Source organism: Aeromonas sp. SG16, from assembly GCF_024436135.1.
Lineage (GTDB): Bacteria > Pseudomonadota > Gammaproteobacteria > Enterobacterales > Aeromonadaceae > Aeromonas > Aeromonas jandaei.
The window spans coordinates 58,755-67,551 of record NZ_JANFNW010000014.1 but is presented as its reverse complement, the minus strand read 5'-3'; the positions used below and the strand labels follow the sequence as shown (position 1 = coordinate 67,551).

The window sequence follows — 8,797 nt, the reverse complement described above, 5'->3', positions numbered from 1 at the left end:
TGCCCACACAGATTGCTTGATTCAAATTGTTAAAGAGCGTCACGCTTATCGCGTTGAGGAGGCGCATATTACGCTTCCCACTTCGAAAGTCAAGCGATTGTTTTCGCTTTTCTTTCGACGCTAGCTTCACAACGAAGCTGGCTCATCAGTTTGGCGTGTTCCGCCGTGCTGGTAGGGGCGCATTATAGGGAGCCGCGCCGCGATGACAAGGGGAAAATTGCAGAAAAGGGCATTTTTTACTGATTTTCGCGTTAACCGTCGCTTTATTAAACAAAAGCCCCGCATCAGCGGGGCTGTTTCGGGCAAGAAACCCTGAATTCACATCAGGTTGCTATCTTTTTGACCAGAATTCACGTGCAAAGGTGCGCACCTTTTCCCAATCAGTAAATTCGAGGTCTTTACTGGTATCGGTACTACCACCGGTAATCTTCATAATTAGCTGGATAATGCGGGTCTGCCACCAGTTATAGCGAGAGTACTGCAGCGCACCGGCAAACACCCCTAGGGTTTTCGGCTTCCAGGGAGAGAGGCGCAGAAACTTCTTCATATAGGCATTGGTCTGCGGTGTCTGCTTCTCGGGCTTGCGAGCAGTCAGGTTGACGCAGAAGAAGGCGGCATTGGCGACCTCCAGCTGCTCATGGTGGGCATGAATAAAGCTGAGCAGGCTGGGGTGGAAGTTGCCATAGCGGATAGAGGCACCGATCAACACCTTCTTGTACTTGCTGAGATTGCACTTGGGCAGGGTGTGCAGATCGTGCATCACCACTTCGCATCCCGGCATCTCCTCCAGCATGACATCGATGATTTTGCGGGTTTGACCGTCCCGAGAGGAATAAAGCACCAGAATCTTGTCCATAACAACCTCAACTACGCCAGAATGCAGGGGTAAACAGTACCAGAAGCGTAAAAATTTCCAATCGGCCAAACAACATGGCCAACACCAGCACCCATTGTGCAGCGGGTGAAATATTCCCGAAGTTGGCAGAGACCTCTCCCAGACCCGGGCCTACGTTGGTAAAAGCAGCCGCCACGGCGGTGAATGCGGTCACTTCGTTCAACCCTGTCATCAGCAACAGCAACATGAATATAAAGAAGAGGATGATATAGGTAGCGAAGTAGCCCCACACCGCCTCAACGATGCGCTCGGGTACAGCCCTCTTCCCCAATTTCAGGGTATAGATAGCTCTGGGGTGAACCAACCGCTTCAGTTCACGCATCCCTTGCATGAAGAGGATCATAAAGCGCATCACCTTGATGCCGCCGCCGGTACTACCCGCACAACAGCCAATAAAGGCGGAGAACATCAGCAGCATGGGCAGGAAAGAGGGCCAGTCGGCATACGTAGTGGTGCTATAGCCGGTGGTAGTGCCCAGAGAGACCGCTTGGAACAGACCGTGATTGAGCGCTTCTTGCCAGGTGGCGTAGTGCCCATGAGTCAGCAAGGCGATAAAGCAGATCATCACCAGGGTCAGCTGGATGGCCAGAAAGACCTTGAGCTCCGCGTCATACAGGTAGCGCCCGAGCCGAACCGGACGATGGGAAAAGACAGTAAAGTGGAGCGCAAAGTTCACGCTGGCCAACAGCAGGAACACCACGGTAATCAGGTTGATGACCGGACTGTTGAAAAAACCGATGCTGGCATCGTGGGTAGAGAAACCACCGACCGACAGGGTCGAAAACGAATGGCACACCGCATCGAACAGCGTCATCCCGGCCAGCCAGTAGGCCAGTGCACAGAGCGCGGTCAGCAGCAGGTAGATGAACCAGAGCGCCTTGGCCGTTTCAGCGATACGCGGTGTCACTTTGGTATCTTTGACCGGGCCCGGGATCTCCGCCCGATAGAGCTGCATGCCCCCGATACCCAGCAGCGGCAGCACGGCGACCGCCAGCACGATGATCCCCATCCCCCCCAGCCACTGCAGCAGCTGACGGTAGAACAGGAACGCCTTGGGCAGATTGTCCAGCCCGGTCAGTACGGTGGCGCCGGTGGTGGTCAGGCCGGAGAAAGATTCAAAGAATGCCTCGGAAACCGACATATGCGGGGCATCGCTCAGAATAAAGGGCACAGCCCCCACGCTACCCAGCACCACCCAGAACAGCACCACAATGAGGAAACCCTCTTTCGCTCTGAGCTCCTTCTTGTGATAGCGGTTGGGAAACCAGAGCACGACCCCGAGCAGCAGGGCCATGAGGAAAGATTTGATGAACTCGGCGCCGCCCCCATCCCGATAACCAAACGCAACCAGCGCTGGCAGCAGCATGGTCGAGCTGAACAGCGCAACCAGCAGGCCAACGATGCGAATAATGCTCAGGGTGTGCATTCCGGCTCCTACTTCAAGACGATAAAGAGCGATGGATTCTAGCCATCTAAAGGCTGAAGGGATACCCGCCCATGGGTTCTGTCGGTCAATTCGCGGTCAACCCGCTCCCAGACTGCAGACTCCCACGCCACCTGCAGGGTAACCTGCTGGCCGTAATCGGCAGCCAGCAGTTCGCCGTTGTGAGTGCTGATCAGTGACTCGACCACGCCCATGTCGCCATAGTCGCAATGAATGGAGGAAGGAGTGCGCGGCACCTTGAGTTCGGTCACCAGCTGCTTGAGGGCTGCCCCCACGCCGCCGCCATAGGCTTTGACCAGTCCACCGGTGCCAAGCTGGATGCCGCCGTAGTAGCGCACCACCACGGCGCAGATTTCACCGAACCCCGACCCCATCAACTGGGCCAGGATCGGCTTGCCCGCAGTACCGGAGGGTTCGCCATCATCACTGAAGCCATAGACCTGACTATCTTGCGGTGCGCCCGCCACAAAGGCCCAGCAGTGATGGCGAGCGGTCGGATGTTGACGCTTGATTTCGTTGATCCACCCCTTGGCCGCCTCGACGGTCGGGGTGTGGGCAATCAGGGTTATGAAACGGCTCTTCTTGATCTCTTCGCTGAGCTCCAATGGAGCGGCCGGAATGGAGTACGCTGCCGCCATCAGAGCCCTGCTTGTCTGGTCATGTTCTCCACCCCGTTGGCGTGCAGCACGATGTTGTCCTCAATGCGGATGCCGCCGAACGGACGCAGCGCCTCCACCTTGTTCCAGTTGACTCGCTTGCCCTGTTCGCCCTGACGCAGCGGCTCCAGCAGGCTGTCGATGAAGTAGAGACCGGGCTCGATAGTGAACACCTGGCCTACCTCCATCACCCGGGTGCAACGCAAATAGGGGAACTGCTCGGGAGCGGCCAGATGGGTGCCGCGCTCATCCTGCATGAAACCACCGGCATCATGTACCTGCAGGCCGAGGAAGTGGCCGAGACCATGGGGGAAAAAGACGTTGGTCACCCCGGTGTGGATCATCTCGTCCACCGACATATCCACCAGTTCGGTCGCTTGCAGCAGGCGCGCCAGCTTGTGGTGCATCTGCAGATGCAGCTCGCTGTAGCGACGGCCCGGTTTGATCTCCTTGATGATCTCCTGCTGCTGCTCGTCGAGGGCGGCAATCAGATCGGCGAACTCGCCACGCCGCCACGCCCAGGTACGGGTGATGTCGGAGGCATAACCGTGAAAATCGACACCGGCATCGATCAGGAAGGAGTGGCGCTCCGCATCGGGCACCCGCACGGCAGACAAGTGGGTGTAGTGAAGAATGGCCGCATTGCGGTTGATAGCGACGATATTGCCGTAGGGCGCCTCGTTGGCCCCCTGCCCGACCGCCTTCATGTAGGCCAGATTGATTTCGAACTCGCTCGCCCCTGCCATAAAAGAGTCCTTGGCCGCGATATGACCACGGACACCGATACGGTTCGCCTCACGCAGACACTCCAGCTCGTAGGGGGTCTTGTAGGCGCGGTGATAATGCAGATAGTTGAGCACCGCCTCGGGATTGGGCTGGGTCAGCCCCAGCAGCTCGGCCACCTCGAGATGACCGCCCAGATAGGCCCACTCCTGCTTGTTGGCCGGCAGATGATCGGCGACTTGTTCCGGTCGGGTCAGGAAGCGGATATCGAAGAACTCGACCCAGAAGGCATTGGGCAGATCCGCCACCTTGTGCCAGAAATCGACCGGACGATAGAACAGCAGGATTGGTTTGTTCACCCCGTCCACCAGCAGCCAGCAGTGGGGATTGTCCAGCACCGGCAACCAGGCCTTGAAGTGCGGGTTTACCTTGAACGGGTAATCCTGATCATCGAGGAAGATGCGGTGGGTCTGGCCGGAGTGGATGGCCAGCCCGCCAAGTCCCTGTTGCTGCAGGATATCGCGGGTGCGTTGCTGCAAAGTATCGAGATGCTGGGCAAAAAGTTGGCTGTAGCTGCTCATGGCGTCCTGCTCCGAGGTGAATGTGATTGCAGCATAACATCAAGCGCTTGGCGGCTCGACCCGTCAAGCTGCCGCTTCGTGAGGTAACGCATACGTTACAAACGTGTTTGTTATCAACAGAGAACCAGTCGTTAACAAATCAAAAACAATTCAATACACTGCCGGTAGATACATGAAGTCAGGGATTACTCATGGACAACCTCTGCCTGTGGCAACCGGATCCGCTCAGGATGCAGCAATCCAACCTCTACCGCTTTATGGCAGAGGTGAACCGCTTCCACGGCCTGCAACTGCAGGACTATCCGCAGCTGTGGCAATGGTCGGTGGAAAAGACCACCCGCTTCTGGCCGCTGGTGTGGCAGCACTGCGGCGTCAAGGGCGAACTCGGCAACATAGTGGCGGAGAATCGTCAGGATATGCAGCGCACCCGCTGGTTCCCCGACAGCCGCCTCAACTTCGCCGAAAACCTGCTGCGCCGCCAGGACGAGAGCCCGGCCATCATCTCCCGCATCGAAGGGAGCCCAAGCCGCACCCTGAGCTGGCGTGAGCTGGGGGAACAGGTTGCCCGGCTGGCTCAATGGCTGCGCAATCAGGGGATTGGTCGTGGCGATGTGGTTGCCGCCTATCTGCCCAATATCCCGGAAACCGTGGTAGCCATGCTGGCAACCACCAGTCTGGGGGCGATCTGGACCTCCACCAGCCCCGACTTTGGCGAGGCCAGCGTGGTAGAGCGCTTCGGCCAGACCCGGCCGCGAGTACTGTTTGCCGTGGATGGCTATCGCTACAACGGCAAGGCCATCGATATTCAGGACAAAGTGGCAGGGGTCGTCAGCCAGATCGACAGCATAGAGCAGACGGTGATGATCCCCCTGCTCGGCAACCCGCTGCAGCTTGGTCACGACTGGCAGCAACTGCTGGCAAGCCAATCGGACGCCGGCCTCCAGTTCGAGCCGATGGCTTTCAATGACCCGCTCTACATCCTCTACTCCTCCGGCACCACCGGCAAACCCAAGTGCATCGTGCACGGCATCGGCGGCACCCTGCTGCAACATCTGAAAGAGCACCAGCTGCACTGCGACATCAAGCCGGGGGAGCGGATCTTCTACTTCACCACCTGTGGCTGGATGATGTGGAACTGGCTGGTGAGCGCGCTCGCCTCCGGCGCTACTCTGGTGCTCTACGACGGCTCACCGTTTTACCCGGACGGCAACGTGCTGTGGGATCTGGCCCGCGACGAGCAAGTCAGCTTGTTCGGCACCTCGGCCAAGTATCTCGACGCGCTGCACAAACAGGGCTATGCCCCCATCAAGACCCACGACTTGCCGCACTTGCGGCTGATCTGCAGCACCGGCTCTGTGCTGTCGCCGGAGGGGTTCGACTACGTCTATCAGCAGATAAAGCAGGATGTGCAGCTCAGCTCCATTTCCGGTGGCACCGACATCTGCTCCTGCTTCGTCATCGGCAATCCGCTCAGCCCTGTCTATCGTGGCGAAAGTCAGGGGCGTGGCCTCGGTCTCGCGGTGCAGGTATTCAACGAAGCGGGCAAGCCGGTGCAGGGGGATAAGGGCGAGCTGGTCTGCAGCAAGCCGTTCCCGGCCCAGCCCATCTACTTCTGGGGTGACGAGAACGGCGACAAGTACCACGCCGCCTACTTCGAGCGGTTCGACAACATCTGGTGCCACGGCGACTGGATTGAGCTGACCCCGACCGGCGGCATTCTGTTCTACGGCCGCTCCGACGCCACCCTCAACCCGGGCGGCGTGCGCATCGGCACCAGCGAAATCTACCGCTATGTCGAGCAGCTGGACGAGGTGGAGGAGAGCATCGTCATCGGCCAGCAGTGGCAGCAGGACGAGCGGGTGGTGCTGTTCGTCAAGCTCAAGGCGGGCTGCAAGCTGGACGAGCCGCTGCGCGAGCGGATCCGCCAGCAAATAAAGCAACACTGCACCGCCCGCCATGTACCGGCCCGCATCCTGCAGGTGGATGCCATCCCACGCACCAAGTCCGGCAAGATCGTCGAGCTGGCGGTACGGGAAGTGGTGCACAACCGGCCGGTCAACAATACCCACGCCCTCGCCGATCCCGAAGTGCTGAACCAGTATCGCAACCGGCCGGAACTGGCCAGTTGATAACAAACTCACATCCATCCGAGGCGCCGCAAGGCGCCTCTCTTTTGCCCGTTTTGTGATGAGGAGCTTTTACTCGATAACTGTTAAACAAATGTTTTAAATAGGTGTTGAAAATGTCTCCTTTTGGATCAATAGTGAGCCTCGCCCCCTGCTGGGGATTAAGGAGCACCACTCCCCACTGAGTGGGAACAAGGAGACACTCTCATGATCTACCAAGGCGAAACCCTGTCGGTCAGCTACCTCGAAAACGGCATTGCCGAGCTGAGGTTTGATGCCCCGGGTTCAGTCAACAAGCTGGATCGCGCTACCCTGCTCTCCCTGAGCGAAGCGATCGCCGCATTACAACAAGAACGTGAACTAAAAGGTCTGATCCTCACCTCCGGCAAAGACGCCTTTATCGTCGGTGCCGACATTACCGAATTCCTGGAACTGTTCGATCTGCCGCAAGAAGATCTGCTCGGCTGGCTGAAAAAGGCCAACGATATCTTCAACGCCATCGAAGATCTGCCGGTTCCAACCCTCTCCGCCATCAAGGGCCACGCCCTCGGCGGCGGCTGCGAGACCATTCTCTCCACCGACTTCCGTCTGGCCGACACCAGCGCCAAAATCGGCTTACCCGAGACCAAACTCGGCATCATGCCGGGCTTTGGCGGCACCGTCCGTCTGCCGCGGGTGATCGGTGCCGACAACGCGCTCGAGTGGATCACCACCGGCAAGGATTACCGTGCCGATGACGCCCTCAAGGTGGGAGCCATCGATGCAGTAGTCGCCCCTGACGCGCTGCAGAGTGCTGCACTGCAGATGATCAAGGACGCCATCACGGGCAAGCTGGACTGGCAGAGCCGTCGTGCAGCCAAGAGAGCCCCGCTGCGCCTCTCCAAACTGGAAGCCATGATGAGCTTCACCACCGCCGCCGGCATGGTTGCCGCCGTGGCGGGCAAACACTATCCGGCGCCGATGACGGCGGTGAAAACCGTCGAGACCGCCGCAGGTATGGGCCGTGACGAAGCGCTGGTTGTTGAAGCACAGGGCTTTATCAAGCTGGCCAAGACCGATGTCGCCAAGGCGCTGGTCGGCATCTTCCTGAACGATCAACACATCAAGGCGCTGGCCAAGAAGGCGGCCAAGCAGGCAAGCAAGGCCACTGGCCACGCCGCCGTACTGGGTGCCGGCATCATGGGTGGCGGCATCGCCTACCAGTCTGCCAGCAAGGGCATTCCGGCGGTGATGAAGGATATCAACGAGAAGGCGCTGGCACTTGGCATGGGCGAAGCCACCAAGCTGCTCAACGGCCAGCTCGAAAAGGGCCGCATCGATGGTATCAAGATGGGCCAGGTGCTCTCCGCCATCACCCCGACTCTCAGCTATGACAGCGTCAAGCATGTGGATGTGGTGGTCGAAGCCGTGGTCGAGAACCCGAAAGTGAAGGCCGCCGTACTGGGTGAAGTGGAAGGCGTGATCGGCGAAGACGCCGTGCTCGCCAGCAACACCTCCACCATCCCCATCTCTCTGCTGGCCAAGGGACTGAAGCGCCCGCAGAACTTCTGCGGCATGCACTTCTTCAACCCGGTGCACCGCATGCCGCTGGTGGAGATCATCCGCGGCGAGCAGACCTCCGATGAAACCATCAACCGCGTGGTGGCCTACGCCGCCGCCATGGGCAAGTCCCCGGTCGTGGTCAACGACTGCCCGGGCTTCTTCGTCAACCGCGTACTGTTCCCCTACTTCTTCGGCTTCAACAAGCTGGTCGCCGATGGCGCCGACTTCGCTGCCGTCGACAAGGTGATGGAGAAGGAGTTTGGCTGGCCGATGGGCCCCGCCTACCTGCTGGACGTGGTCGGCATCGACACCGGACACCATGCCGGTGACGTGATGGCGCAGGGCTTCCCGGCGCGCATGAGCAAGGAAGGTCGCACCGCCATCGACGTGATGTACGAAGTGAACCGCTTCGGTCAGAAAAATGGCAAGGGCTTCTACGCCTACGAGCAGGACAAGAAGGGCAAGCCGAAGAAGGTGGCCGACGCCGCCAGTTACGAGCTGCTGGCCCCCATTGCCAAGCCGAAACAGGATTTCGACAAGGACGCCATCATCGCACGCATGATGATCCCGATGATCAACGAGGTGGTGCTCTGTCTGGAAGAGGGCATAGTCGCCACGCCAGCCGAAGCCGACATCGCGCTGGTCTACGGTCTGGGCTTCCCTCCCTTCCGCGGCGGCGTGTTCCGCTATCTGGACACCATTGGTCTGGATCGCTACGTGGCCATGGCCGACCAGTATGCCGATTTGGGCCCGCTCTACCGCGTCAGCGACAAGCTGCGCGAGATGGCCGCCCAGGGCAAAACCTTCTACTGATTGCGGAAAGGAGATCC

Annotated in this window: 6 protein-coding genes; 2 read left to right on the top strand and 4 right to left on the bottom strand. The window is 59.2% G+C overall.

What is annotated here, in order from left to right; all coding sequences use genetic code 11:
• Positions 1 to 331: 331 nt before the first annotated feature.
• Genes hemG through pepQ form a run of 4 tightly spaced genes read right to left on the bottom strand, consistent with a single transcriptional unit; the run spans position 332 to position 4,299 of the window.
• Entirely contained in the window at positions 332 to 856 is a 525-nt protein-coding gene (hemG, locus tag NOM67_RS21260) for a menaquinone-dependent protoporphyrinogen IX dehydrogenase (protein WP_198038041.1), read from the bottom strand.
• A 7-nt stretch (positions 857 to 863) separates the two neighbouring features.
• Positions 864 to 2,321, bottom strand: a complete 1,458-nt coding sequence (locus NOM67_RS21255; RefSeq protein WP_156854744.1) for a TrkH family potassium uptake protein — start codon at positions 2,319 to 2,321, stop codon at positions 864 to 866.
• Positions 2,322 to 2,359: 38 nt separating this feature from the next.
• On the bottom strand, positions 2,360 to 2,977 hold the full coding sequence (locus NOM67_RS21250) for a YigZ family protein (RefSeq protein ID WP_255940033.1): 618 nt from the start codon (positions 2,975 to 2,977) through the stop codon (positions 2,360 to 2,362).
• On the bottom strand, positions 2,977 to 4,299 hold the full coding sequence (gene pepQ, locus NOM67_RS21245; RefSeq protein ID WP_255940031.1) for a Xaa-Pro dipeptidase: 1,323 nt from the start codon (positions 4,297 to 4,299) through the stop codon (positions 2,977 to 2,979). Before pepQ ends, NOM67_RS21250 begins: the two co-directional genes overlap by 1 nt.
• Positions 4,300 to 4,490: 191 nt before the next feature.
• Between pepQ and NOM67_RS21240 the strand changes: the two genes are divergently transcribed.
• Both NOM67_RS21240 and fadB read left to right on the top strand, forming a co-directional pair.
• Positions 4,491 to 6,428 (top strand): acetoacetate--CoA ligase, encoded by a 1,938-nt coding sequence (locus NOM67_RS21240; RefSeq protein ID WP_255940029.1) that lies wholly within the window; start codon positions 4,491 to 4,493, stop codon positions 6,426 to 6,428.
• A 204-nt stretch (positions 6,429 to 6,632) separates the two neighbouring features.
• Positions 6,633 to 8,780, top strand: coding sequence for a fatty acid oxidation complex subunit alpha FadB (gene fadB, locus NOM67_RS21235; RefSeq protein ID WP_255940027.1), 2,148 nt, complete (start codon positions 6,633 to 6,635; stop codon positions 8,778 to 8,780).
• The last annotated feature ends 17 nt before the right edge of the window (positions 8,781 to 8,797 follow it).